The organism is Agromyces sp. SYSU T00194 (assembly GCF_040496035.1).
GTDB lineage: Bacteria > Actinomycetota > Actinomycetes > Actinomycetales > Microbacteriaceae > Agromyces > Agromyces chitinivorans.
Genome location: NZ_JBEPJZ010000002.1, coordinates 198,224 through 224,010, shown reverse-complemented (window position 1 = coordinate 224,010; position 25,787 = coordinate 198,224). Strand labels below are relative to the sequence as shown.

Annotated in this window: 20 protein-coding genes; 9 read left to right on the top strand and 11 right to left on the bottom strand. The window is 72.1% G+C overall.

Features of this window, described 5'->3' with window-relative positions:
- Positions 1 to 178: 178 nt before the first annotated feature.
- Together erpA and ABZK10_RS13815 are read right to left on the bottom strand one after the other, a co-directional pair.
- Positions 179 to 535 carry an iron-sulfur cluster insertion protein ErpA gene (gene erpA / locus ABZK10_RS13820; RefSeq protein ID WP_286309348.1) on the bottom strand — a complete coding sequence of 119 codons (357 nt, stop codon included), beginning with the start codon at positions 533 to 535 and terminating at the stop codon, positions 179 to 181.
- Positions 536 to 616: 81 nt separating this feature from the next.
- Positions 617 to 2,041: a dipeptidase gene (locus tag ABZK10_RS13815; RefSeq protein ID WP_353809878.1), complete on the bottom strand. Its 1,425-nt coding sequence runs from the start codon at positions 2,039 to 2,041 to the stop codon at positions 617 to 619.
- 40 nt (positions 2,042 to 2,081) lie between these two features.
- Here ABZK10_RS13815 and ABZK10_RS13810 point away from each other — a divergent pair, with 40 nt between their 5' ends.
- On the top strand, positions 2,082 to 2,669 hold the full coding sequence (locus ABZK10_RS13810) for a DUF3043 domain-containing protein (protein ID WP_353809877.1): 588 nt from the start codon (positions 2,082 to 2,084) through the stop codon (positions 2,667 to 2,669).
- Here the strand turns inward: ABZK10_RS13810 and ABZK10_RS13805 are convergent.
- On the bottom strand, positions 2,666 to 3,814 hold the full coding sequence (locus ABZK10_RS13805) for an alkaline phosphatase family protein (RefSeq protein ID WP_353809876.1): 1,149 nt from the start codon (positions 3,812 to 3,814) through the stop codon (positions 2,666 to 2,668). The two genes, ABZK10_RS13810 and ABZK10_RS13805, sit on opposite strands and share 4 nt — an antisense overlap.
- Positions 3,815 to 3,889: 75 nt before the next feature.
- Between ABZK10_RS13805 and ABZK10_RS13800 the strand changes: the two genes are divergently transcribed.
- Entirely contained in the window at positions 3,890 to 6,367 is a 2,478-nt protein-coding gene (locus tag ABZK10_RS13800) for a DNA gyrase/topoisomerase IV subunit A (RefSeq protein ID WP_353809875.1), read from the top strand.
- 81 nt (positions 6,368 to 6,448) lie between these two features.
- Here the strand turns inward: ABZK10_RS13800 and ABZK10_RS13795 are convergent, their stop codons facing one another.
- Entirely contained in the window at positions 6,449 to 8,527 is a 2,079-nt protein-coding gene (locus tag ABZK10_RS13795; protein ID WP_353809874.1) for a DNA gyrase/topoisomerase IV subunit B, read from the bottom strand.
- 177 nt (positions 8,528 to 8,704) lie between these two features.
- Here ABZK10_RS13795 and ABZK10_RS13790 point away from each other — a divergent pair, with 177 nt between their 5' ends.
- Positions 8,705 to 8,941 carry a DUF7455 domain-containing protein gene (locus tag ABZK10_RS13790; RefSeq protein ID WP_353809873.1) on the top strand — a complete coding sequence of 79 codons (237 nt, stop codon included), beginning with the start codon at positions 8,705 to 8,707 and terminating at the stop codon, positions 8,939 to 8,941.
- A 91-nt stretch (positions 8,942 to 9,032) separates the two neighbouring features.
- Here ABZK10_RS13790 and ABZK10_RS13785 read toward each other — a convergent pair whose 3' ends face one another.
- From ABZK10_RS13785 to ABZK10_RS13770, 4 genes are all read right to left on the bottom strand, one after another.
- Positions 9,033 to 9,764 (bottom strand): type 1 glutamine amidotransferase, encoded by a 732-nt coding sequence (locus ABZK10_RS13785; RefSeq protein WP_353809872.1) that lies wholly within the window; start codon positions 9,762 to 9,764, stop codon positions 9,033 to 9,035.
- The gene (locus tag ABZK10_RS13780; RefSeq protein ID WP_353809871.1) at positions 9,761 to 11,026 is read right to left on the bottom strand and encodes a Mur ligase family protein; all 1,266 of its coding nucleotides are present in this window, start codon (positions 11,024 to 11,026) and stop codon (positions 9,761 to 9,763) included. Before ABZK10_RS13780 ends, ABZK10_RS13785 begins: the two co-directional genes overlap by 4 nt.
- 7 nt (positions 11,027 to 11,033) lie before the next feature.
- Positions 11,034 to 12,383 carry an RNA polymerase sigma factor gene (locus ABZK10_RS13775; RefSeq protein WP_353809870.1) on the bottom strand — a complete coding sequence of 450 codons (1,350 nt, stop codon included), beginning with the start codon at positions 12,381 to 12,383 and terminating at the stop codon, positions 11,034 to 11,036.
- Positions 12,384 to 12,576: 193 nt separating this feature from the next.
- Entirely contained in the window at positions 12,577 to 13,500 is a 924-nt protein-coding gene (locus tag ABZK10_RS13770) for a proteasome assembly chaperone family protein (protein ID WP_353809869.1), read from the bottom strand.
- 225 nt (positions 13,501 to 13,725) lie between these two features.
- Here ABZK10_RS13770 and lpdA point away from each other — a divergent pair, with 225 nt between their 5' ends.
- Together lpdA and sucB are read left to right on the top strand one after the other, a co-directional pair.
- Positions 13,726 to 15,099 (top strand): dihydrolipoyl dehydrogenase, encoded by a 1,374-nt coding sequence (lpdA, locus tag ABZK10_RS13765; protein WP_353809868.1) that lies wholly within the window; start codon positions 13,726 to 13,728, stop codon positions 15,097 to 15,099.
- 66 nt (positions 15,100 to 15,165) lie between these two features.
- Complete coding sequence (gene sucB / locus ABZK10_RS13760; RefSeq protein ID WP_353809867.1) at positions 15,166 to 16,575, top strand: 2-oxoglutarate dehydrogenase, E2 component, dihydrolipoamide succinyltransferase; 1,410 nt, start codon at positions 15,166 to 15,168, stop codon at positions 16,573 to 16,575.
- A gap of 9 nt (positions 16,576 to 16,584) precedes the next feature.
- Here the strand turns inward: sucB and ABZK10_RS13755 are convergent, their stop codons facing one another.
- Entirely contained in the window at positions 16,585 to 18,045 is a 1,461-nt protein-coding gene (locus ABZK10_RS13755) for a hypothetical protein (RefSeq protein ID WP_353809866.1), read from the bottom strand.
- 108 nt (positions 18,046 to 18,153) lie between these two features.
- On the opposite strand from ABZK10_RS13755, the gene lipB reads away from it, so the two are divergent.
- The 3 genes from lipB to ABZK10_RS13740 are packed head-to-tail and all read left to right on the top strand — an operon-like array spanning position 18,154 to position 20,555.
- On the top strand, positions 18,154 to 18,804 hold the full coding sequence (gene lipB, locus ABZK10_RS13750; protein ID WP_353809865.1) for a lipoyl(octanoyl) transferase LipB: 651 nt from the start codon (positions 18,154 to 18,156) through the stop codon (positions 18,802 to 18,804).
- Positions 18,801 to 19,790, top strand: a complete 990-nt coding sequence (lipA, locus tag ABZK10_RS13745; protein WP_353809864.1) for a lipoyl synthase — start codon at positions 18,801 to 18,803, stop codon at positions 19,788 to 19,790. The genes lipB and lipA overlap by 4 nt, the downstream gene beginning before the upstream one ends.
- 54 nt (positions 19,791 to 19,844) lie before the next feature.
- On the top strand, positions 19,845 to 20,555 hold the full coding sequence (locus ABZK10_RS13740; RefSeq protein ID WP_353809863.1) for a DUF4191 domain-containing protein: 711 nt from the start codon (positions 19,845 to 19,847) through the stop codon (positions 20,553 to 20,555).
- 84 nt (positions 20,556 to 20,639) lie between these two features.
- On the opposite strand, the gene ABZK10_RS13735 is transcribed toward ABZK10_RS13740, so the two are convergent.
- Positions 20,640 to 21,071 (bottom strand): RDD family protein, encoded by a 432-nt coding sequence (locus tag ABZK10_RS13735; protein WP_353809862.1) that lies wholly within the window; start codon positions 21,069 to 21,071, stop codon positions 20,640 to 20,642.
- A 142-nt stretch (positions 21,072 to 21,213) separates the two neighbouring features.
- Here ABZK10_RS13735 and glnA point away from each other — a divergent pair, with 142 nt between their 5' ends.
- Complete coding sequence (glnA, locus tag ABZK10_RS13730; RefSeq protein WP_353809861.1) at positions 21,214 to 22,638, top strand: type I glutamate--ammonia ligase; 1,425 nt, start codon at positions 21,214 to 21,216, stop codon at positions 22,636 to 22,638.
- Between the two features lie 110 nt (positions 22,639 to 22,748).
- Here glnA and ABZK10_RS13725 read toward each other — a convergent pair whose 3' ends face one another.
- Positions 22,749 to 25,775 carry a bifunctional [glutamine synthetase] adenylyltransferase/[glutamine synthetase]-adenylyl-L-tyrosine phosphorylase gene (locus tag ABZK10_RS13725; RefSeq protein ID WP_353809860.1) on the bottom strand — a complete coding sequence of 1,009 codons (3,027 nt, stop codon included), beginning with the start codon at positions 25,773 to 25,775 and terminating at the stop codon, positions 22,749 to 22,751.
- Positions 25,776 to 25,787: the final 12 nt, after the last annotated feature.

Genomic DNA, 25,787 nt, shown 5'->3' with positions numbered 1-25,787 from the left:
GTGACCTTTCGGGAGATTCGTAGGCACTTCTCAGTGAAGTGGTGATCGATCCCTAGCCTACTCCGACGCGCAGCCCACCGTGTGCACGGCCCACCGCCGCGTCGCCTTGCCGTCGCCCGCATCCGGGTACGCCGAAGCGGGGGCGGCCCGTGGCCGCCCCCGCTTCGGTCGATTCAGCTCAGTGGAACGAGTCGCCGCACGCGCAGCTGCCCTGCGCGTTCGGGTTGTCGATCGTGAAGCCCTGCTTCTGGATGGTGTCCTCGAAGTCGATCGCCGCACCGTCGAGGTAGGGCACCGACATGCGGTCGACGATGACCTCGACGCCGTCGAAGTCGACGGTCGCGTCGCCGTCGAGCAGGCGCTCGTCGAAGTAGAGCTGGTAGATCAGCCCGGAGCATCCGCCCGGCTGCACCGCCACGCGCAGGCGCAGGTCGTCGCGACCCTCCTGCTCGAGCAGGCTCTTCACCTTGGCTGCGGCGTTGTCGCTCAGGCTGACGCCGTGGGCGGCCGTCTCGGCGGGGATGGTCTGCGTCATGGTGCTCCTCGAACGATCGCGGCTGACGGGGTGTCCGGTGCGATTCTACCCCGGGCGGATGCGGCGGGGGCCCGGGCGGGCTCAGTCGGTGCGCGCGTCCAGCCGGGCCAGGAAGAGCGCCTCGGTCAGCACGGCCCGCTTGAACGCCCCCAGGTGCAGCGACTCGTTCGGGCTGTGCGCGCGCGAGTCGGGGTCCTCGACGCCCGTGACCAGGATCTGCGCGTCCGGGAAGACCCGGGTCAGGTCGGCGATGAAGGGGATCGAACCGCCGATGCCGGTCTGGACCGGGGCCTGCGGCCAGGTGTCGGCCATCGCGCCCATGATCGCGTCGACCGCCCAGCCGTCGGTGTCGACGAGGAACGGATCGCCCGTGACGACGTCGTCGATGTCGACGTGCGCGCCGAAGGGGGCCTGCGCGCGCAGGTGCCGCTCGATCGCCGCCGCGGCCTCCGCCGCCTGCTGGCCGGGGGCCACGCGCACGCTGAGCTTCATCGTGACCGACGGGGCGAGCGTGTTCGAGGCGTCCACGAGACGCGGTGCGGAGGTGCCGGTGACGGTGATCGACGGCTGCGCCCAGAGCCGGTGCGGGATGCTGCCGCGGCCGATCGGCGTGACGCCGTCGAGCAGGCCGGCCTCGCCGCGGAGCTGCTCCTCATCGTACGGCGGGGTCTCCATCTCGATCGAGCGGAGCCCGTCGACGGCGACCGCGCCGTCGGCGTCGTGCAACGTGTCGAGCAGGCGGATCATCGCCATCATCGCGTCGGGCACCGCACCGCCGAACATGCCCGAGTGCGACGCGTGCGCGAGCGTGGAGACCGTGACCCGGCAGGTGACGTTGCCGCGCAGGGCGACCGTGAGGGCCGGCGTCTCGACGTCCCAGTTCGTCGAGTCCGCGACGATGATCGCGTCGGCGGCGAGCGCGTCGCGGTGCACCTCCAGGAAGTTCGCGAACGAGCGCGATCCGTCCTCCTCCTCGCCCTCGATGAACAGCGCGATGCCGAGGTCGATCGACTCGGCCGTGGATGCGAGCGCGCGGACCGCGGCGACGTGCGCCATGACGCCGGCCTTGTCGTCGGCGGCCCCGCGCCCGTACAGGCGGTCGCCGCGGGCGGTGGGCTCGAACGGCGGCGAGTCCCAGTCGGCGTCCTCCCCCGGCGGCTGCACGTCGTGGTGCGCGTAGAGCAGCACGGTCGGGCGGCCGTTGCGCGCGGCGCGCCGGGCGAGCACCGCCGGCTGGCCGAGCACGGCGGGGTCGTCGCCGACCGGCGCGCGCGCGATGTCGACGGTGTCGAAGACGCCCGTGCCGCGCAGCAGTTCCGCGACGGCCTCCGCACTCTCCGCGACGTGTGCGGGGTCGAAGCCGTCCCAGGCGACCGACGGGATGCGCACGAGTCGCGAGAGCTCCGCCACGGTGGTCGGGAAGCCGGCGTCGACCGCCTCCCGGACGCGCTCCTCGCGCTCGTCGGCGGACGGGTGGTCGCTCCCGGTCGGGGCAGGCTCGTTCATGCGGGTAATCTTAAGGGGACCGGCAATCCGAGGATCAGACGTGGCCAAGACCCCCAGCAACGAGACCGACCAGGCACCCACCGGCGACGACGCCGCGAAGGCGCCGGCACCGAAGGGCAAGGGCGCACCGACGCCGTCCCGCGCCGAGCAGGAGGCCGCACGCAAGCGGCCGCTCGTGCCGAACGACCGCAAGGAGGCGGCCCGCATCCAGAAGGCCAAGTCGGCCGAGGCGCGCGAACGCGCCCGGGTCGGCATGGCGGCGGGCGACGAGCGCTACCTCCCGCAGCGCGACCGCGGCCCGCAGAAGAAGTACATCCGCGACTACGTGGACGCGCGCTTCAGCCTGGGCGAGATCCTCATCCCGGTGATGTTCCTCGTGATCATCCTCACGTTCATCCCGAGCTACGAGACGCAGATCATCGGCACCATGGCGCTCTGGGTGTTCTTCATCGCCGCCGTGATCGACGTGCTCCTGCTCGGCCGCACCCTGCGCAAGAAGCTCGCCGCGAAGTTCGGCGAGACGCGCGTCGAGGGCGGCATCCGCTGGTACGCCGCGATGCGCGCGCTGCAGCTGCGCCCGATGCGCCTGCCGAAGCCGCAGGTCAAGCGCGGGAACTACCCGAGCTAGCGGGCGTACGCCCCGGCGCGGACGAGCGGCACCCGCACCTCGTCGTCGGTCGCCGAGCCGTGCTGGCCCACCATGGCGCGCGGGCCGGGGTTCGGATCGCGCCCGTCGTAGTACGCGACCTGCGAGCGCGCCGCGACCACGAGGTCGCCGATGCGCGACTCGACGACGGATGCGACGGGGCCGAACGCGCCCGAGGCGATCGCCTCCTCGCGCGTGAGCACCCACGCACGGGACTCCTCGGCCTCGCGCCACCGCGCCACGAGCGCTGCGCGCTCCGCCGCGCCGAGACCCGGCTCGAAGGTCAGGTAGAGGCAGCGCGGATCGCCAGCGACGTGCCGCACGCCGTCGACGAGCGCGGGGTCCCGGTCGATCAGCACGTGCCGGTGCGCGGCCACGTCGAGCACGCCGTGGTCGGCGGTCACGAGCAGGCCCGCGCCCCGGGGCATCCGCCGCTCGAGGTCGCCGTACGCGGCGTCGAGCCGCTCCAGCTCCCCCAGCCAGCGGTCCGACTCCCAGCCCACCGCGTGCGCGGCCATGTCGAGCTCCGGCACGTAGACGTAGACGACCGCCGGACCCCCCGCCTCGGCGAGTTCGCCCGCGGCGGCGAAGCGCGACTCGACCGAATCGGCGCCGACGTACTCGGCACCGCGCAGCGCAGCGCGCGTGAACCCGGACGAGCGGTACCTCGCCGGGCCGACCGCGACCGCCCGGATGCCTCGGGCGACGGCCGCGTCGAAGAGGGTCGGGTGCGGCTGCCACGCCACGGGGTCGGTGCCCTCGACGTCCCAGCCGCTCAGCACGTTCACGGTGCGGTCGGCCGCGGCGTCGAACACCCGGTAGCCGACGAGGCCGTGCGTGCCCGGTTCGAGACCCGTCGCGAACGTGGTGATGCCCGCCGCGGTCGTGGAGGGGAACACCGTGCGGACGACGTCGCGCTTGCCGAACCGCGCGGAGAGCCGGCGGGCGTGCCCGGCCCGGGCCCGCAGGTTGGACGCGCCGAGGCCGTCCACGAGCACGACGATCGCGACGTCCGCGGCGGGGAGGTCGAGCCGGTTCGGCAGGCCCTGCACGCTCTCGATCGCACTCGCCAGCACGTCGGTGAGCCGCGGGGCATCGGGGGCGGCGACGGGTAGCATGGCTCGCATCGCGCCCAGTCTGGCACAGGCCGGGCGACCCCCTGTGAACCCGTGCCCTCGCGGCACGCCCGATCGAGAGCACGGATGTCCCGAACGCCTGAGCTGCCCGCTGACGACCAGATCGCCGAACGCATCGAGGACGTCGACGTCGCGTCCGAGATGCAGGGCTCGTTCCTCGAGTACGCCTACTCCGTCATCTACTCCCGGGCGCTGCCCGACGCGCGCGACGGCCTGAAGCCGGTGCAGCGCCGCATCCTGTTCCAGATGAGCGAGATGGGCCTGCGCCCCGACCGCGGCCACGTGAAGTCCGCGCGCGTCGTGGGCGAGGTCATGGGACGCCTGCACCCGCACGGCGACGCGGCGATCTACGACGCGCTCGTGCGCATGGCCCAGGCGTTCAGCCTGCGCGTGCCGTTCGTCGACGGGCACGGCAACTTCGGCTCGCTCGACGACGGCCCGGCCGCCCCGCGGTACACCGAGGCGCGCCTGGCACCCCCGGCGCTGGCGATGGTCGAGAGCCTCGACGAGGACGTCGTCGACTTCGTGCCGAACTACGACAACTCGTTCCTGCAGCCCGAGGTGCTGCCCGCGGCGATCCCCGGGCTGCTCGTCAACGGCGCGAGCGGCATCGCCGTCGGCATGGCCACCAACATGGCGCCGCACAACCTGAACGAGGTCGCCGCGGCCGCCCAGCACCTCATCGCGAACCCCGAGGCGAGCCTCGACGAGCTCATGGAGTTCGTGCCCGGGCCCGACTTCCCCTCCGGGGGCACGATCGTCGGCCTCGGCGGCATCCGCGACGCCTACGCGACCGGCCGCGGCTCGTTCAAGACCCGCGCGAAGGTGAGCATCGAGCAGCTCACGGCCCGCAAGTCCGGCCTCGTGGTCACCGAGCTCCCGTACCTCGTGGGTCCGGAGCGCGTGATCGAGAAGATCAAGGACGGCGTCAACGCCAAGAAGATCACGGGCATCTCGGATGTCACCGACCTCACCGATCGCAAGCGCGGCATGCGCCTCGTGATCGGCGTGAAGACCGGGTTCAACCCGCAGGCCGTGCTCGAGCAGCTGTACCGCCTCACCCCCCTCGAGGACTCGTTCAACATCAACAACGTGACCCTCGTCGAGGGCCAGCCGCAGACGCTCGGGCTGCGCGAGCTCCTGCAGGTCTACATCGGCCACCGCGTGAGCGTCGTCACGCGCCGCTCGCAGTTCCGCCTCACGAAGCGGAAGGACCGGCTGCACCTCGTCGAGGGCCTGCTCATCGCGATCCTCGACATCGACGAGGTCATCCAGGTGATCCGCACCTCCGACGACACCGAGCAGGCCCGTTCGCGCCTCATCGACGTCTTCGACCTCAGCACCCTGCAGGCCGAGTACATCCTCGAGCTGCGCCTGCGCCGCCTCACGAAGTTCTCCCGCATCGAGCTCGAGGCCGAGCGCGACACCCTGCTGGCCGAGATCGCCGAGCTCGAGGAACTGCTCTCCAGCGAGCTCGCGATCCGCACGCTCGTCGCCGACGAGCTCGGCGACGTCGCCGAGCGGTACGGATCGCCCCGGCGCACGCTGCTGACCGAGGCGAAGCAGCAGCCGGCCGGCGCCAAGCGCCGCAAGCAGGCCCCCGAGGACCTCGAGCACGCCGACGTCCCCTGCCGGGTGCTCCTGGGCGTCACCGGTCGCATCGCCCGCGTCGACCTCCCCGTCGGCGAGGACGGCCCGCCCGTGATCACCGTGCCGAAGCGCCGCAGCAAGCACGATGCGGTGCGCTCCTCGCTCGCGACCACGAGCCGCACCGAGATCGGTGCGATCACGAGTCGCGGCCGGTTGGTGCGGTTCTCCCCGCTCGAGCTGCCGGCGCTCCCGCCGAACTCGGTGCAGCTCGGCGCGGGCGTGCGGGTGCACGACTACCTCGCGCTGCCCGATCGCTCCGAGCGCATCCTCGCGGTCGTCCCGATGACCGGCGACGTGCCGATCGCGCTGGGGACGAAGCAGGGCGTCGTCAAGCGCGTCGTCCCGTCGGCGTTCCCGAACCGGCCCGACTTCGAGGTGATCGCGATGAAGCCCGGCGACGAGCTGGTCGCCGCGGCACCGGCGCCCGACGACGCCGAACTCGTCTTCGTGGCATCCGACGCCCAGCTGCTGCACTTCCCGGCATCGTCGGTGCGCCCGCAGGGCGCCGCGGCGGGCGGCATGGCGGGCATCAAGCTCGGCGCCGACGCGCGCGTCGTGCACTTCACCGCGCTCGCCGCCGACGAGGTGGAGCAGTCGGTCGTGGCGACGGTCGCCGCGGGCGGGGAGACGCTCATGGGCACGGACCCCGGCTCGGCGAAGGTCAGCGCGTTCGCCGAGTTCCCCGGCAAGGGCCGGGCCACCGGCGGCGTGCGCGCCCAGCGCTTCCTGAAGGGCGAGACCGAGCTCTCCGTCGCCTGGGTCGGACCCGAGCCCGCGCTCGCGGTCGGCACCGACGGCGCCACCCGCACGCTGCCGGAGCCCGGTGCCAAGCGCGACGCGTCGGGCACCCCGCTCGACGCGGTCGTCGGCGCGATCGGCCGCCGGGTCGGCTGAGCGGACGACGCGCCGCGACCGACCGCACGGGTGCGGCGGATGCCCCGGCATCCGCCCCCGCCTCCCCCGGCGGGCGCCGGGTCAGGCGTCGATGCGCTCCTTGTCGAGCGCGGCGGCGCTGTCGACGATGAACTCCTTGCGCGGCGCGACCTCGTTGCCCATGAGCAGCTCGAACACGCGGCCCGCCTGCTCGGCGTCGGCGATGCCGACGCGTCGCAGGGTGCGGTGACGCGGGTCCATGGTCGTGACCGCGAGCTGGTCGGCGTCCATCTCGCCGAGGCCCTTGTAGCGCTGGATCGGGTCCTGGTAGCGGCGGTTCTTGCGCTGCAGGCCCTTCAGCACGCCGTCGAGCTCGGCCTCGGAGTAGGTGTAGATGGTCTCGTTCGGCTTCGAGCCGGGATGCATGACCACGACGCGGTGCAGCGGCGGCACGGCCGCGAACACGCGCCCCTCCTCGATCATCGGGCGCATGTAGCGGAAGAAGAGCGTCAGCAGCAGGGTGCGGATGTGCGCGCCGTCGACGTCGGCGTCGCTCATGATGATGACCTTGCCGTAGCGGGCCATGGAGATGTCGAAGGTGCGACCCGACCCGGCGCCGATCACCTGGATGATCGACGCGCACTCGGCGTTGCCGAGCATGTCGGCGATCGACGCCTTCTGCACGTTGAGGATCTTGCCGCGGATCGGCAGCAGCGCCTGGTGCTCGCTGTCACGGGCGAGCTTGGCGGTGCCGAGCGCCGAGTCGCCCTCGACGATGAACAGCTCGCTGTGCGCGACGTCGTTCGACCGGCAGTCGACCAGCTTCGCGGGCAGCGTCGAGTTCTCGAGCGCGTTCTTGCGCCGCTGCGTCTCCTTGTGCGTGCGCGCCGAGATGCGCGCCTTCATCTCCGCCACGACCTTCTCGAGCAGCGCCGACGACTGCGCCTTGTCGGCGCGCGCCGTCGAGGCGAAGCGCTCCTTCAACGCGGTCGCGACCACGTTCGTGACGATCGCGCGCACGGCCGGGGTGCCGAGCACCTCTTTCGTCTGGCCCTCGAACTGCGGCTCCGCGAGGCGGACGGTGACGACCGCCGTGAGGCCGGCGAGCACGTCGTCCTTGTCGAGCTTGTCGGTGCCGACCTTGAGGCGTCGCGCGTTCTGCTCCACTTGGGCGCGGATGACCCGCATGAGCCCCTGGTCGAAGCCGGCGAGGTGCGTGCCGCCCTTGGGCGTGGCGATGATGTTCACGAAGCTGCGCACCGTGGTGTCGTAGCCGTTGCCCCAGCGCAGGGCCACGTCGACCACGCACTCGCGCTCCACCTCGGTCGAGACCATGGTGCCCGAGTCGGTGAGCACGGGCACGGTCTCCGTGAAGGTGCCCGAGCCCTCGAGGCGCCAGACGTCGGTCACGGCAGGGTCGGTCGCGAGGTACTCCGCGAACTCCGAGATGCCGCCGTCGAACCGGAAGCGCGTGGTCTCGGGCTCGTCGCCGCGCTCGTCGACGATCGAGATGCCCAGGCCGGGCACCAGGAACGCGGTCTGGCGCGCGCGCCCGATGAGCTCCTCGGCGAGGAACGCGGCGTCGCGCGTGAAGATCTGCCGGTCGGCCCAGTAGCGCACGCGGGTGCCGGTCGTCTTCTTGGCGACCTTGCCGACGACCCGCAGTTCGCTGGAGAGCTCGAACGGCGTGAACGCCGCGTCGGGCGTGGGCGTGCCGCCGTCGTCGAAGACACCCGGCTCGCCCCGGTGGAACGACATCGCCCAGGTGCGTCCGTCGCGGTCGACCTCGACGTCGAGCCGCTCGGAGAGGGCATTGACGACGGATGCCCCGACGCCGTGCAGTCCGCCGGAGGCGGCGTACGACCCCGAGCCGAACTTGCCGCCCGCGTGGAGCTTCGTGAAGACGACCTCGACTCCGGACAACCCGGTGCGCGGCTCGGCGTCGACGGGGATGCCGCGGGCCTGGTCGCGCACCTCCACGCTTCCGTCGCGATGCAGCACGATGTCGATCTCCGAGCCGTGGCCCGCGAGCGCCTCGTCGACCGAGTTGTCGATGATCTCCCACAGGCAGTGCATGAGTCCGCGCGAGTCGGTGGATCCGATGTACATGCCCGGGCGCTTGCGCACCGCCTCGAGACCCTCGAGTACGGAGAGGTGCCTGGCGGAATAGTCTGCGCTCACGACCGTCCAGACTACCCGCGCGTCGGGCGTCGCCCCGACGTCGACACCCCGCCCGGGGGCATCCGTCGGCGCACTGTACGCGTTGAGCGAAATACCGTCCCTCCGGGCCGAACGCACAGCCGGGCCGTGCTTTCATGGAGGCACCCAAGAATTCGGTGCACGTACGGAGGAGGAGCCATGACCCGATACCCGGAGACCGATGGTGCGGTCGATGAGCTCGAGCCGCCGCACGAGCTCACCGCGCTGGACCGCTGCGACAGCTGCGGTGCGCAGGCGTACATCCGCGTCGTCGTGAACAACGGCGAGCTGCTGTTCTGCGCGCACCACGGCCGCAAGCACCAGGAGAAGCTCTCCGAGATCGCGCACAGCTGGCACGACGAGTCCAGCCGCCTGGTCTCGGAGTCGCGCCCCTAGCGCTCGACGACCTCACCGGCCCGTCCGCGATCCTCGGATCCGGGCGGGCCGTCGTCGTTCCCCCGGGGCCGACGCGCCGCCACCCGAGCGGTCAGCCCGCGGAAACGCCCAGGCGCTCGAGGATCGTCGATCGCGCCGCGTCGGCGTAGCCGTCGACGACGGATGCCGCGTCGGCGACGCGGTACGTCGCCCCGCGCCGCTCGGCGGCGGCGGTCAGCATCGCGTCGGCCAGCACGGGGTGCTTCGCGAGCACCGGCCCGTGCAGGTGCGTGCCCATGACGGATCCCATGACCACGCCCTCCTGCCCGGAGTCGCGGCCGTTGCCGCTGCCGCGGACGACGCGGCCGAGCGGCGAGGCCTCGGCGCCCACGTAGTCGCGGGCGTGGTTCTCGTAGCCGACGAGCAGGCCGTGCCTCGTGCGCACGACGAGGTCGTCGCTCACCCGCGCATCGCGCGGCACCGCGCGCCCCGGCACGATGCCGAGGCCCTCGAGGGTGCCGCCGTCCGCGAACTCGATCCCCCAGCTGAGCAGTTCCATGCCGATGCCGACGCCGAGGATGCGCACGCCCTCGGTCGCCCACCGGCGCAGGTCGTCGTGGAGCGGCGCGAGGCGTTCCCGGGCCACGTGCGCGGCCGCATCCGTTCCCGAGCCCAGCACGATCACGTCGGGCTCGACCGGCATCTCGCCGGCGTCCTCGAGCCGCAGGTGCATCGCATCGAGCCCCGCCCAGCGGGCGCGCGCGGCGAGGACGTCGCCGTTCTCGGCATCGCCGTTGACGTTCAGCAGGCTGGGGAACAGGCTCACGATCGCCAGGGTCGTCATGCGTCCTCCTTCGCCTCGGCGAGGCCGAGGTGGGCGCGGGTGCGGCGCATCGAGTCGGCCGTGAACACGATCGTCTTCACGCCCGTCTCGGGCTCGGGCAGTGCGAGGAACTCGTCGAGCGCGGTGCCGAGGTCGGGCTCGACGCGATCGATGACCACCCCGTCGTAGGCGAGCTGGAGCGCCGCCTCGTGCGCCTTCGACCCCGAGACCGCGTGGACCCGGCCCAGGCCTGAGGCGTCGACCGGCCAGAAGTAGGACGGGTCGCGCACGTCCGACCCCATGGCGAACAGGATCTGGTCGGTGCCGGGGGCGATGCCGTCGACGTTCAGCTGGAAGCTCGACGGGTTCTGCACCAGGACGAACTCGACGTCGACCCCGCGCACCGACACCCGCTCGCCGCGGCCGAAGACCGCCGGCATGGCGCTGATCGACGCGGCGGCGGCATCGAGGTCGAGGTCGCGGCCGAGCACCGCGCGGGCGCCGGCGATCGCGGCCGCCGCATCGACGGCGTAGTGGATGCCGCGGGCGGGCAGCCGCGCGTCGACGGTGCGTCCGTCCGCCTCGAGCGTGACGCGGTCGCCGTCGAGGGCGACGATGCGCACGCCGTCGCCGGGGGCGAGCCGCTCCCCCGCGGTCTCGGCGTTGCCGAGCCCGCGCGGCGTCGCCGCGAGCACCTCGCCGCTCACGCCGAATCGCTCGATCGCGACCCCCCGCTCGGCGACGGACGCCACCTGCACCAGGTACGCGTCATCGGCGTTGAGCACGATGGAGCGGGTGGCGCGGCCCGCGATGCGCCCGAGCATGCCCGCGACCGCCTCGGAGTCGTGGAACCGGTCGATCTGGTCCACCATGACGTTGGTCAGCACCACGACGTCGGGGTGGAGGCCCGCCGTGACGCGCGCACCGTGGCCCTCGTCCATCTCGAGCACCGCGAGATCGCCCGGCACCCGGCCCCGCACGTCGGCGCGCTCGAGCAGGGCCGAGGTGAGGCCCTGGCTGATGTTCGCGGTCGACGGGTTGGTGAAGACCGATCGCCCGTGCGCGCGCAGCACCCCGACGAGCATCTTGGTCGTCGTCGACTTGCCGCTCGAGCCCGAGACCACGACGAGGCCGTCGGGGAACGCGCCGAGCGCGTGCGGGAGGTAGCCGGGGGCGATGCGGTTCACCACGAGGCCGGGCACGGCCGATCCCCCGCCGGGCTTGCGCAGCCGGGCGAGGAACCGCACGAACCGGCCGACGAGGATCGCCGGCGCGTAGCGCACCTGCGGCCTACTCGAGGTAGTCGCGGAGCGACTGGGAGCGCGACGGGTGGCGCAGCTTCGCCATCGTCTTCGACTCGATCTGGCGGATGCGCTCGCGCGTCACGCCGAACGTGTCGCCGATCTGGTCGAGCGTCTTCGGCTGGCCGTCGCCGAGGCCGAAGCGCATGCGGATCACGCCGGCCTCCCGCTCGGACAGCGAGTCGAGCAGGCTCTCGAGCTGCTTCTGCAGCATCGTGAAGCCCACCGCGTCGGCCGGGACGACCGCCTCGGTGTCCTCGATCAGGTCGCCGAACTCGCTGTCGCCGTCCTCGCCGAGCGGGGTGTGCAGCGAGATCGGCTCGCGGCCGTACTTCTGCACCTCGACGACCTTCTCGGGGGTCATGTCGAGTTCCTTCGACAGCTCCTCGGGCGTGGGCTCGCGGCCCAGGTCCTGCAGCATCTGGCGCTGCACGCGAGCGAGCTTGTTGATGACCTCGACCATGTGCACCGGGATGCGGATGGTGCGGGCCTGGTCGGCCATGGCGCGCGTGATCGCCTGGCGGATCCACCACGTCGCGTAGGTCGAGAACTTGAAGCCCTTGGTGTAGTCGAACTTCTCGACCGCGCGGATGAGGCCGAGGTTGCCCTCCTGGATGAGGTCGAGGAACTGCATGCCGCGGCCGGTGTAGCGCTTCGCGAGGGAGACCACCAGGCGCAGGTTCGCGCCCAGGAGGTGGCTCTTCGCGCGCTGGCCGTCCTTCGCGACCCAGGCGAGCTCGCGGCCGAGCTGGCTGCGATGCTCCTCCTTGGACATGTGCGACAGCTTCTCCTCGGCGAACAGGCCGGCCTCGATGCGCATCGCGAGCTCGACCTCCTCGGCCGCGTTCAGGAGCGCGACCTTGCCGATCTGCTTCAGGTAGTCCTTGACCGGGTCGGCCGTGGCACCCGTGATCTGGGTCGAGTAGACCGGTACGTCGTCGTCCTCGTCGACGGCGCGCAGCACGATGGCGCCGGTCGGGTGCGCCTCGACCTTGGCGGTCGGGGTCTCGGCCTCGTCCTCGTGCTGGTCGTCGGCGTCGGGGCCGTCGGCCTCCTCCTCGTCGGCGTCCTTCGGGGCGGCCTTCTTGCGGGTGCCGGTCGCGGCGCGCGAACGCGGGGCGCGCTGCTCGGTCGCAGGCGCCTCGTCGGTGCGCTTCGCCGTGCGCGTCTTCGTGGTGCTCGAGCCCGTCGACTTCGCGGGCGCGCGCTTGGTCGTGGCCTTCTTCGCCGTCGAGCCCGTGCCGGTGGCCTGCTTCGCGGGCGACTTGGTGGCGGTGGATGCGGACTTCGCGGCCTTCGTCGCAGGGGCGCCCTGCTTCGGTTCGGTCTGCTGTGCCATGCGGAAACCTCTCGGGTCCGATCGATGCGACGGCGTGCCGCCGGGCCCGACTCTCGGGCCGCACGATCGTTTCGGACATTACAAAGGCCCATGTCAAGTCGGGTGCGATCGCGGGCAGATCGCTGACGGCCGACTCGATGGGTCCTTCGTACAATTATAACCCGCTCCAGGCGGATCGAATTCCCCTCGCCCGCTATCCGCGCGGCGTGTCGTCGTCCCGCGTGCGGCGGAACGCGAGGAACTTCTCCAACTCGGCGGCGATGTCGTCGGCGCTGGGCACCTCGCCCGCCTCGTCGGTGAGCGGCGACCGCAGCGTCGTGCCCTCCATGTAGGCGTCGTGGCGTTCCTCCAGCGAGCCGACCAGCTTCGCGAGCTCGCCGTTCTCGCCGACCTGCTCATCGATGCGGGCGATGAACTCGCGTCCCTGCTCGCGGAGTGCGTCGGTCGGGAAGATCAGCCCCGTCGCCGCGCTGATGCACTCGAGCGCGGACACCGCCGCGAGCGGGTACTCGGTGTCGGCGAGGTAGTGCGGCACCAGGAGCACGAAGCCGGCGATCGGCATGCCGCGCTCGCGCAGCCGGTACTCGAGCAGGTGCAGCGCGTTGCCGGGCGCCTGCGTGTGCGGGCGCCACACCGACATCGACTCGACGAGGTCGTCCCGGTTGCCGCTGACGGTCACGCCCATCGGACGCGTGTGCGGCACGGGCATGGGGATCGCGTGCACCCAGGTCGCGGTCGCCACGCCGAACCGGTCGACGAGGTCCAGCACCGCGCGCACGAACCGCTCCCACTGGAAGTCGGGCTCGAAGCCGGTCAGCAGGAGGAATCGCCGTCCGAGCTCGTCGCTCGCGAGGTGCATCCGCAGGCGTGGGGGCTCGTAGTCGGAGATGTGGTCCTGGTCGAACGTGATGACGGGGCGACGGGCCCGGTAGTCCAGCAGCTCGTCGACGTCGAACTCCGCCACCAGCTCGGTGTCGAGCGTGTCGACCAGGTAGCTCGTGAACTGCGAGACGGCGCCGCCCGAGTCGGCGAACCCGGTGAGGCCGGCGACCAGCGGGAGCCCCTCGGGGACCTCGACGCCGTCGACCAGCTCGTAGAGTTCGCGGGGGTCTCGCATGCCTCCAATGCTACTGAGCGGGATGCCCGTGGCCGCCGCCGCCCGCTGCCCGGTGGCATGCCGAGAGCGAACACTTCGCGTGCACGACCGCCCGCGCACCGGCGGGTCCGACGGGTAGTAAGGTCGTGTGGGGCGAGAACGACTCGCCCGAGCAGCCTGCCGGCGACCACCGATCCGCCGGGCAGACCGTGTCGCAGACATCTGGTGCGCAAGGGAGATATCCGAGTGTCCGAGCAGAATTTTGACGTCGTCGTTCTCGGAGGAGGCAGCGGAGGCTACGCGGCCGCGTTGCGCGCCGTGCAACTCGGCTTCAGCGTCGCCCTCATCGAGAAGGACAAGCTCGGCGGCACCTGCCTGCACCGCGGCTGCATCCCGACGAAGGCGCTCCTGCACGCGGCGGAGATCGCCGACGGGGCCAAGGAGTCGGAGAAGTTCGGCGTGAAGGCCACGTTCGAGGGCATCGACATGCCCGCCGTGAACGCCTACCGCGACGGCGTCGTCTCCAGCAAGTGGAAGGGCCTGCAGGGACTCGTCAAGGCCCGCGGCATCACCGTGGTCGAGGGCGAGGGGCGTCTCACCTCGCCGACCACGGTCCAGGTCGGCGACCAGACCATCACCGGCGCGAAGGTCGTCCTGGCCACCGGTTCGTACTCGCGCACGCTCCCCGGCCTGGAGATCGGCGGCCGGGTCATCACCAGCGAGACCGCCCTCCAGCTCGAGTGGGTGCCGCAGCGCGTCGCCGTCCTCGGCGGCGGCGTGATCGGGGTCGAGTTCGCGAGCGTGTGGCGCTCGTTCGGCGCCGACGTCACGATCATCGAGGCCCTGCCGCACCTGGTGCCCAACGAGGAGGAGTCGGTCTCGAAGCAGCTCGAGCGCGCGTTCCGCAAGCGCGGCATCGACTACAAGCTCGGCACGCGCTTCCAGGGCGTCACCCAGGACGACAGCGGCGTGGTCGTCACGCTCGAGGACGGCACGACCGTCGAGGCCGACCTGCTCCTCGTCGCGGTCGGCCGCGGTCCGGCGACCCACAACCTCGGCTACGAGGAGGTCGGCATCGAGATGGACCGCGGGTTCGTGCTCACCAACGACCGCCTCGAGACGAGCGTTCCGGGCGTCTACGCCGTCGGCGACATCGTCCCCGGGCTCCAGCTCGCGCACCGCGGCTTCCAGCAGGGCATCTTCGTCGCCGAGGAGCTCGCCGGCCTCGACCCGATCGTCGTCGACGACGTCAACATCCCGAAGGTCACCTACTGCGACCCCGAGGTCGCGTCGGTCGGCTACACCGAGGCGAAGGCCAAGGAGCAGTTCGGCGACGATCAGGTGTCGAGCTACGAGTACAACCTCGGTGGCAACGGCAAGAGCCACATCCTCGGCACGAGCGGATCGATCAAGGTCGTCCGCGTCGAGGACGGCCCCGTGGTCGGCGTCCACATGATCGGCGCACGCGTCGGCGAGCTCATCGGCGAGGCCCAGCTGGCCGTGAACTGGGAGGCGTACCCCGAGGACGTCGCCCCGCTCCTGCACGCGCACCCGACGCAGAACGAGGCGCTCGGCGAGGCGTTCCTGAAGCTCGCCGGCAAGCCGCTGCACGCGATGTGACGCCCGCGGCCCCGAACACCCCTGCAATAAGCTAGAAAGCGCACACGCTGTGAAGGAGTCAATCGCATGAGCGAATCCGTCAGCCTCCCGGCACTCGGTGAGAGTGTCACCGAGGGTACGGTCACCCGATGGCTGAAGAACGTCGGCGACCAGGTGGAGGTCGACGAGCCCCTGCTCGAGGTCTCGACCGACAAGGTCGACACCGAGATCCCGTCGCCCGTCGCGGGGGTCATCGAGGAGATCCTCGTCCAGGAGGACGAGACGGTCGAGGTCGGCACGCCGCTCGTGACCATCGGTGACGGCTCCGGCGCCGCAGCGCCGGCGGCCGAGCCGGAGCCCGCCGCAGCCCCCGAGCCGGAGCCCGCTCCCGAGCCCGAGGCTGCTCCCGAGCCGGAGCCCGCTCCCGAGCCGGCCCCGGAGCCGGAGCCCGCTCCTGCGGCGCCCGCAGCCCCGGCCGCACCCGCGGCTCCGCCCGCACCGCCCGCAGCACCGGCGGCTCCCGCGGCACCGGCCGCTCCTGCGGCCCCGGCCGCTCCCGCGGCCCCGGCCGCTCCTGCCGCATCCGCCCCGGCCCACGCGGGCGGCGGCTACGTCACCCCGATCGTGCGCAAGCTCGCGAACGACCAGGGCGTGGACCTCTCGACCGTCACCGGCACCGGTGTCGGCGGCCGCATCCGCAAGCAGGACGTGCTCGACGCCCGGTCGACGGAGGCCGCAGCCGCGCCCGCTGCAGCGCCGAAGCCGCGCCCGGAGCCCTCGCCGCTGCGCGGCACGACGCAGGCGATGACGCGCCTGCGCAAGGTCGTCGCCGAGCGCGCCGTGGTCTCGATGCAGTCGACGGCCCAGCTCACGAGCGTCGTCGAGGTCGACGTCACCAAGGTGGCGCGCCTCCGCGACAAGGCCAAGGCGGCGTTCCTCGAGGAGACCGGCAACAAGCTCTCCTTCATGCCGTTCTTCGCGCTGGCCGCCATCGAGGCGCTCCGCGCGTACCCGATCATCAACTCGACCGTCGACGGCGACTCGATCGTCTACCCCGACACCGAGAACCTGAGCATCGCGGTCGACACCGAGCGCGGCCTGCTGACCCCGGTGATCAAGAACGCGGGCGAGCACGACATCGCCGGCCTGTCGGCGCAGATCGCCGACCTCGCCGAGCGCACCCGCAACAACCAGCTGAAGCCCGACGAGCTCGCCGGCGGCACCTTCACGCTGACGAACACCGGCTCGCGCGGTGCGCTGTTCGACACCCCCGTGGTGTTCCTGCCGCAGACCGCTATCCTGGGCACGGGCATCGTCGTGAAGCGTCCGGTCGTGGTCAGCCAGGACGGCTCCGACGCGATCGCGGTCCGTTCGATGGTCTACCTCGCGCTGTCGTACGACCACCGCATCATCGACGGGGCCGACGCCGCCCGATTCCTCACCGCGGTCAAGGACCGCCTCGAGGAAGGCGACTTCGAGGGCGACCTCGGCATCTGATCCCGCCGGTCACTCCCGGAGCGACCGCAATCTCCACCCGGCCTCGGCCCTCACGATGAGGACCGAGGCCGGTGGCGTTTCCGGCGAGCCCGATCCGACCTCGACCAGCACGGCGTCGCCGAGCACATCGACGACGACGACCTCCCGCGGGTCGACCGCTGCCGGGGTGGAGTGCACTGCGCCGATCGGCGCCTCGCCGACGGATGCCTCGCCGATCCATGCGCGATCGTCTGCCTCGATCGGCGAACCCGGCTGCACCACGTCTGCGAGGCACGGCTCGGAGCGGAGCTCGAGGCACCGCGCGCGCCGAGCCAGCAGCGCTGCCGCCGCCTCGGCGGGGTCGGCGTCCGGATCCGGTGGCTCCCATGCTCCGGGATCGGCCGCCTCGGTGACCGTGTCGACCTCGGCGGGCGACGCGACGTCGGTCGAGGGCGCCCGCGCGTCGTCCGCGGCATCGGCTGCACCGTCGCCCTGCAGCGCGGTGAGCGCGAGCACCAGCACCGAGGCGGCGACGGCCGCGCCCACGAGCAGCGGTCGCCGACGGGCGCGGAGTGCGCTGCGCAGCCGGGCGGGCAGTCCCGCGTCGAGCGCCTGCTCCCACGCCTCCGCGGTCTGCTCGGGCAGCTGCAGGATGCCCGCCCAGGCCGCCGCGCCGCCGCTCGCGGGCCCGGCATACGACTCGGGTCGGGCCCCGGCGTCCCCGACCCGACCGACCGCGCCGGGGGCGGGCGACCCGACCCCGTCCGCGGCCCGCCCCGCGGGCGAGCGGTCGCCCCGGAGAATCGGCGCCGGGGGCGCGACGGCGAACAGCTCCCGCTCCCACGCGGCGTCGTCGCGGACGAACGGCCGTGAGCGACCGGCCCGGTCGCACCAGCCGGCCAACGCGTCCAGCACGGCCGGGTCGGGCAGCCGTGCGCCCACGGCGCGCACGAGGCCGCCGTACGCGGCGATCGCCGCCCGGGCGGCCTCGCTCCGCGCGATCCCGCTCGCGTCGGTGAGGTCGCGGAGGCTCCCCGCCCCGACGAGGCGCGGCCGGCCCGTGCGATCGAGCATCACCTGACCTGGCGCGAGGCGGTCCGGTGCGAACCCGGCGGACTCGAGCGCGAGCACGGCCTCGCGGACCCCCGCGAGGAGGGTGACCGCCTCGCCCGGCGACCACTCCCGGCACTCGAGCAGCTCGGGCAGCCCCGCCTCGAGGTGCTCGACGACGAGGGTCGTGCGCGTGCCGTCGCCGATCACGTCCACCAGCGCGGGGAGGACGCCACGCGCCGTGCGCGCCAGCGCGGCGACCTCGACCGCGAGCGGGCCCGGGGCGGCACCGGCCGGGTACGTGCGGAGCACCACCGGCGCCTCCGACCCCCCGCCGTCCGCCGGGGGCGCGGCGAGCCATGCCGTGCAGCGCCGGCCCGCGCCGATGCGCCGCACGACCCGGTAGCCCCCCGTCAGCACGCCCTCGGTTCCGCCAGTCACCGCCACAGCATCGCCCGGCGAGGCGCGCGACGGCCCCGCGCCGCCGCTCCCCCGTCGCGCTTCCGCGATGGGGGCGCGTGTGGAGGACGCGACACCTAGACTGGGGTCATGCTCGACGTCATCGTCGCGGGGCTAAGCGCCAACTCCGTGCCGTACATCGAGGGTCTCGACCTTCAGCGCGCCGTCCATCGAGCGGTCGTCGCGGGTGAACGCCCCGACACCGCGCTCCTGCTGGAGCATCCGTCCGTCTACACCGCCGGCAAGCGGACCGCCCCCGACGAACGGCCGGTCGACGGCACCCCCGTCGTCGACGTCGACCGGGGCGGCAAGATCACCTGGCACGGTCCGGGCCAACTGGTCGGCTATCCGATCATCCGCCTCGCCGAGCCGATCGACGTGGTCGGCTACGTCCGGCGCCTCGAGCAGGTGCTGATCGACGTGCTGCAGCCCCTCGGGGTCGACGGCCGTCGCGTCGACGGCCGCTCCGGGGTCTGGGTCGGCCCGCCCGGCGCCGAGGACAAGATCGCCGCGATCGGCGTGCGCGTGGCCGAGGGCGTCACGATGCACGGGTTCGCGCTCAACTGCAGCAACTCGCTGGAGCCGTACGGTCGCATCGTCGCGTGCGGCATCCGCGACGCGGGCGTGACCACGATCTCGCGGGTGATCGGGCATCCGACGCATCCGTCCGACCTGGTCGGAGCGGTCCGCGACCGACTCGTCGCCGAGTTCGCCGCCGAGCGCGAGGAGGTGGTCGCGTGAGCACCGCACCCGAGGGCCGTCGGATGCTCCGCCTCGAGGTCCGCAACGCGCAGACCCCGATCGAGCGCAAGCCCGAATGGATCAAGACCCGCGCGAAGATGGGCCCCGAGTACCGGTCGCTGCAGTCGCTGGTGAAGAGCGAGGACCTGCACACTGTGTGCCAGGAGGCCGGCTGCCCGAACATCTACGAGTGCTGGGAGGACCGCGAGGCGACGTTCCTGATCGGCGGCTCGCAGTGCACGAGGCGCTGCGACTTCTGCCAGATCGACACCGGAAAGCCCGCCGACTACGACACCGACGAGCCGCGTCGCGTGGCCGAGTCGGTCGCGCGCATGGAGCTGCGCTACGCGACCGTCACCGGCGTCGCCCGCGACGACCTGCCCGACGAGGGCGCGTGGCTCTACGCCGAGACCATCCGCGAGATCCACCGCCAGAGCCCGGGCACGGGCGTGGAGATCCTCGTGCCCGACTTCTCCGGGCGCCCCGAGCACCTCGGCGAGGTGTTCTCGGCCCGGCCCGAGGTGTTCGCGCACAACGTCGAGACCGTGCCGCGCATCTTCAAGCGCATCCGCCCGGCGTTCCGCTACGAGCGGTCGCTCGACGTGCTCACGCGGGGGCGCGACGCGGGCCTGATCACGAAGTCGAACCTCATCCTCGGCATGGGCGAGACCCGCGAGGAGGTCTCCGAGGCCCTGCGCGACCTGCACGCCGCCGGCACCGACATCATCACGATCACGCAGTACCTGCGCCCGAGCCCGCGTCATCTCCCGGTGGACCGATGGGTGCGGCCGGAGGAGTTCGTGGAGCTCCGCGACGAGGCCGAGGCGATCGGGTTCCTCGGGGTGCTCGCCGGTCCGCTGGTGCGTTCGTCCTACCGTGCCGGGCGCCTGTGGGCGCAGTCGATGCGCCGCAGTGGGAGGCAGATCCCCGCCGAACTCGAGCACCTCGCCGACGCGGCGCTGGGCTTCGAGCAGGCCGTCGTCTGAACATCGGCCGGGCGGCGGTCAACGTCGCCCGGCCGCGCCGGTATCCTAGACACCATGGCACGCAGCAAGGACCGTTCGTCGACGAAGGAGCCCGGCCGGATCAAGCAGATGTGGCAGGTCTTCCAGATGACCCGCCGCCACGATTCGACGGCTCCCTGGCTCATCCTCCTCGGGTTCCTCGCACCCGTGCTGGTGGCGGCGCTGCTGTCGGTGCTGATCGGCAACGGCAACTGGTTCACCATCTCGCTCTTCCTCGTGGCGGGCCTCCTCGGCGGCCTGCTGCTCGCGCTCGTCATCCTCGGCCGTCGCGCCGAGCGGGCGGCGTACTCGCAGATCGAGGGCCAGCCGGGCGCCGTGGGCGCCGTGCTGAAGTCGGGCCTGCGCCGCGGCTGGATGGGCAACGAGATGCCGGTCGCGGTCAACGGCAAGACCCAGGACGCGATCTACCGCGCCGTCGGCAAGGGCGGCGTCGCGCTGATCGGCGAGGGCTCCCCCACCCGCACGAAGCGCATGCTCGACGACGAGCAGCGCAAGATCGCCCGCATCCTCCCCAACGTGCAGATCACGCAGCTGAGCGTCGGCACCGAGGAGGGCGCGATCCCGCTGCACAAGCTGCCCAGGTCGCTCAAGTCGATCAAGAAGTCGCTCACCAAGGCCGAGGTCATGGCGGTCGGCAACCGGCTCAACTCGCTGCAGACGCAGCTGCCCATCCCGAAGGGCATCGACCCGATGAAGGCGCGACCGCAGCGCGGCAAGGTGCGCTGAACCGGGCCTCGCCCGATGCGGTGGAGCGGATGCGACGGGCATCCGCTCGCCTCCGCCCCGGTCCGCCCCGGGGCATCCGCTCGCTCAGGCGCGGATGAGCACCGTGCCGGCGACCTTGTCGTGGAAGCCGCGCTGGTCGGAGTCCCAGATCAGCGCCGGCACGACGATCACCAGCAGCAGCGTGCGCACGACCGGTCGCCGCAGGCCCACCCAGCCCCCGTCGAGCGCGATCACGCGCATGCCGGTGATGCGATGCCCGATGCTGCCGCCGATGGTCGGGATGAACAGCACCTGCATGACCGCGAACACCGCGAGGGTCGACCAGGAGTGCACGTTCGAGGCGTACGAGGCCCACAGCAGCGGGATCAGGTTGGCGATCAGCCAGTCGATGCAGATCGCCAGGATGCGACGGCCGACCCGCCCCACGGAACCGGGGCCCGTCTCCGGGAGCCCGAGGCGTTCGCCGGGCCATTCGCTGGGCGGGAGCTGGCCGAACGTGGTGGGGTTCTCGGGCACCGGACGAGTCTAGACGGTTGCCGCCTACGTAACATGCCGGAAACATTAGTGTCACGGCCGGGTAACCGCCGGTCGGTAGCGTCGGATCGGCTGCACCGAGGTAGTCGTCCGGTCCCCTCCCCCGATTTTGGAGAAACGCCACATGTTCAGTGATTCATCCGAAGTGCTCTCGTTCATCAAGGAGACGGACGTCAAGTTCCTTGACATCCGCTTCACCGACCTTCCGGGCGTGCAGCAGCACTTCAACATCCCGGCGTCGACCGTCGACGAGGACTTCTTCACCGTCGGCCAGCTCTTCGACGGCTCGTCGATCCGCGGCTTCGCGAACATCCACGAGTCGGACATGCAGCTCATCCCCGACGTGACCACCGCGTACGTGGACCCGTTCCGGGCCGAGCGCACGCTCATCATGGTGTTCGACATCTACAACCCGCGCAACGGCGAGATCTACGCCAAGGACCCGCGCCAGGTCGCCAAGAAGGCCGAGAAGTACCTCGCCTCCACCGGCATCGCCGACACCGCCTACTTCGCCCCCGAGGCCGAGTTCTACATCTTCGACGACGTGCGCTACGAGGTGAAGCAGAACGCGAGCTTCTACTCGGTCGACTCCGAGGAGGGCGCCTGGAACACCGGTCGCGAGGAGCCGGGCGGCAACCTGGCCAACAAGACCCCCTACAAGGGCGGCTACTTCCCCGTCTCGCCGGTCGACAAGCAGGCCGACCTGCGCGACGACATCTCGCTGAAGCTCATCGAGTCGGGCCTCGTGCTCGAGCGTGCGCACCACGAGGTGGGCACGGGCGGCCAGGCCGAGATCAACTACCGCTTCGACACGATGGTCCACGCCGCGGACGACATCCTGAAGTTCAAGTACATCGTGAAGAACACCGCGAACCAGTGGGGCAAGGTCGCGACCTTCATGCCGAAGCCGCTCTTCGGCGACAACGGCTCGGGCATGCACACCCACCAGTCGCTGTGGAACGAGGGAAGCCCCCTGTTCTACGACGAGGCCGGCTACGGCGGGCTCTCCGACGTCGCGCGCTGGTACATCGGCGGCATCCTCGCCCACGCCCCCTCGGTGCTCGCGTTCACGAACCCCACGCTGAACAGCTACCACCGCCTGGTCAAGGGCTTCGAGGCGCCGGTTAACCTGGTCTACTCGGCCGGCAACCGCTCCGCCGCGGTCCGCATCCCGATCACGGGCACCAACCCCAAGGCCAAGCGCATCGAGTTCCGCGCGCCGGATGCCTCGGGCAACCCGTACCTCGCGTTCGCGGCCCAGCTCATGGCCGGCATCGACGGCATCAAGAACCGCATCGAGCCGCACGAGCCGGTCGACAAGGACCTCTACGAGCTCCCCGCCGAGGAGGCCAAGAACATCCCCCAGGTCCCGAACTCGCTGCAGGACTCGCTCGACGCGCTCGCCGCCGACCACGAGTTCCTCCTCGCGGGCGGCGTCTTCACGCCGGAGCTCATCGAGACCTGGATCGACTACAAGATGGAGAACGAGATCAAGCCGCTCGCGCAGCGGCCGCACCCGTTCGAGTACGAGCTGTACTTCGGCGTCTGATCGCCTGACATCCCCGATGGGCCGTACCACTTCGGTGGTGCGGCCCATCGGCGTCTCCGGCGCCGGCCATGCCTCGCCGCGCGTGGCCGCGGCGAGCGGATGCGACCGGGTCAGCCCGTGCTCGGCTGGCGCCGCTCGGGCTCGCCGTAGAACGAGCGCTCGAACACCCGGCGGGCGCGGCGGGTCGCGGAGAGGTAGTCCTCCTCGAGCTGGCTGGCCGATCCGGGCGGGTACTCCAGGAGTCGTGCGACGCCCTCGAGCTGCGTGCGCTCGACCGGGAGCACGTCCGTCGTCTTGTTGAGCCAGAGCGTCAGCGCGGAGCGCGCACGGGACGCGATGATCCACGCCTCGCGGAGGATCTCGGCGTCGTGGTCGGTCACGAAGCCCGCGCGGGCGGCGCTCGCGAGCGCCTGCAGCGTCGACGTCGTCCGCAGGTCGGGCACGTCGGTGGCCTTGCGCAGCTGCAGCAGCTGCACGAACCACTCCACGTCGCTCAGCGACCCGCGCCCGAGCTTCAGGTGGCGCATCGGGTCGGCGCCCTGCGGGAGCCGCTCGTTCTCGACCCGGGCCTTGATCCGCTTGACCTCGCGGACCTCCTGCTCGCCGATCACGGCCGGGTAGCGGATCGCGTCGGCGAGCTCCTCGAACTCGGCGAGCAGCGCCGCATCGCCCGCGGCGCCCCGCGCGCGCAGCAGCGCCTGCGCCTCCCACGTCAGCGACCAGCGCGCGTAGTACGCCCGGTACGCGTCGAGCGAGCGCGCCATGATCCCGTTGCGCCCCTCGGGCCGCAGGTCCGCATCGAGGTCCAGCGGCAGCCGGGCGTCCGCAGTCAGGCGCTGCAACTCGGAGACCAGGAACTGGGCGCGCTTCTGGGCGTCCTGCGACTCGGCGCCGGCGGGGCGGAACACGTACATGACATCGGCGTCCGATCCGAAGCCCAGCTCGCGGCCGCCGAAACGACCCATCGCGATGATCCCGAACTCGATGCCGTCGCCGTCGCCGCCGGCCGGTCGGCGGATCGCCGCGAGCATCGCCTCGAGGTGCTGCTGGGTGATGTCCGCGAGGCCGTAGCCGAGCTCCTCGACCGAGCACGTGCCGACGATGGCCGAGAAGGCCAGGCGCAGCACCTCGCGCCGCCGCATGGTCCGCAGCACCTTCGCCGCCGCCTCCGGGTCGGCGTGGCGGGCGAGCACCGCCTGCGCCTCCTCCCGGAGCTCGTCGATCGCACGCGGGCGCAGCTCGGCGTCGTCGTCGAGCCAGACGACCGACTCGGGCGCCAGGTCGAGGAGCTCGCCGACGAACCGCGACCCCGAGAGCACCCGGGTGAGCCGGAGCGCGGCCGCGGTCGAGTCGCGGAGGAACCGGAGGTACCAGTGCGCCGAGCCGAGTCGGTCGCTCAGGCGGCGGAACGCCAGGAGCCCGTAGTCGGGGTCGGCCCCGTCGGCGAACCAGTCGAGCAGCACGGGCAGCAGGTGACGCTGGATGGCCGCACGGCGTGAGACGCCGCTCGTGAGCGCGGCGATGTGCGCGAGCGCACCTGCCGGATCGCGGAAGCCGATCGCCTGGAGGCGCGCCGCCGCCTGCTCGCTGGTGAGCTCGAGGCCCTCCTCCGGCAGCGCCGCGACCGCCGACAGCAGCGGGCGGTAGAAGAGGCGCTCGTGCAGGCCGCGGACGCGAGCGCGCGTCGCCTGCCAGAGCCGGCGCAGTTCCTCGCCGGTCGGCGCGAGGCCGCTCGCCCGGGCCAGCAGCCGCATGCCCTCGTCGGTGCGCGGCATGAGGTGGGTCCGCCGCAGGCGCTCCAGCTGCAGCCGGTGCTCCATGACGCGCAGCATGCGGTAGTCGCGGGTGAACTCCGCCGCCTCGACGCGACCCACGTAGCCCGCGAGCGCCAGGGCGTCGAGCGCGGCGACCGTGCCCCGCTGGTGCACCGAATCGTCGGACTGCCCGTGCACGAGCTGCAGCAGCTGCACCGTGAACTCGATGTCGCGCAGTCCCCCCGGGCCGAGCTTCAACTGCACGTCGATCTCGTCGTCGGGGATGAACTCGGTGACCCGCTCGCGCATCTTCTGCACCGACTCGACGAAGTTCTCGCGCGACGCGCTCGCCCACACCTTCGGGGCGACACCGTCGACGTAGCGGCCGCCCAGCTCGAGGTCGCCCGCCATGGCACGCGCCTTCAGCAGCGCCTGGAACTCCCAGCTCTTCGCCCAGCGGTCGTAGTACGTCAGGTGCGACTCGAGCGAGCGCACGAGCGCGCCGTCCTTGCCCTCGGGCCGCAGGTTCGGGTCGACCTCCCAGAGCGGCGGCTCGACGGATGCGCCGTTGAGCGCGCGCATCATGGTCATCGCGAGGCGCGTGGCGATGTCGATGGCGACCGGGCCGGGGACGACCTCGTCGTCGGCCGACTCGGCGACGAAGATGACGTCGACGTCGCTCACGTAGTTCAGCTCCCGCGCGCCGGCCTTGCCCATGCCGATGACCGCGAGCCGGGTTGCGGCGACCCGCTCGGCCGGGAACCGCGCCGGTGCGGCGGGATCACCCTCGCGGCGGGAGTGCGCCCGGCGCGCGAGCTCGATGGCCGCGTCGATCGCCGCGCCGGCGAGGTCGGCCAGCGCCGCTGCGACGCGGTCGAGCACGTCCACCGCGTCGGCGGCGCTGAGGTCGTACAACGCGATCTGCGCGAGCATCCGCCGGTATCGGGCGCGCAGCGCCGGCCAGGCGGCCTCCGCGTCGTCGAGCCCGCCGTGGCCGAGCCCGTCGATGGCCTCGAGCATGCGTGCGCGGTACTCCCCCGCCGTGGCAGGTGCCACGGGGCCGTCGCGCAGCAGTTCGAGCTCGGCGGGGTGTCGTTCGAAGAACTGGCCGAGTCCGCGCGACGCGCCGAGCAGGCGCCCGAGTCCCGCGGCGGCGGTCGGGTCCGCGACGAGCGACGCGACGCGGTCGACGTCGCGCTCGGCGAGGTCCTGCAGGAGGGCGAGCGCCTGGTCGGGGTCCGCCGCGTGGCGCACGACTCCGACGCACGCGTCCTCCCCGACCCCGAGGAGCTCGCCGACCGCTGCGAGGCGCTCGGCGCCGGCGCTCAGGTCGTCGAACCCCAGGCGGGCGAGGGCGGTGAGGCTCTGGCTCCGGCCGCTCATGGTGTCCCGCCG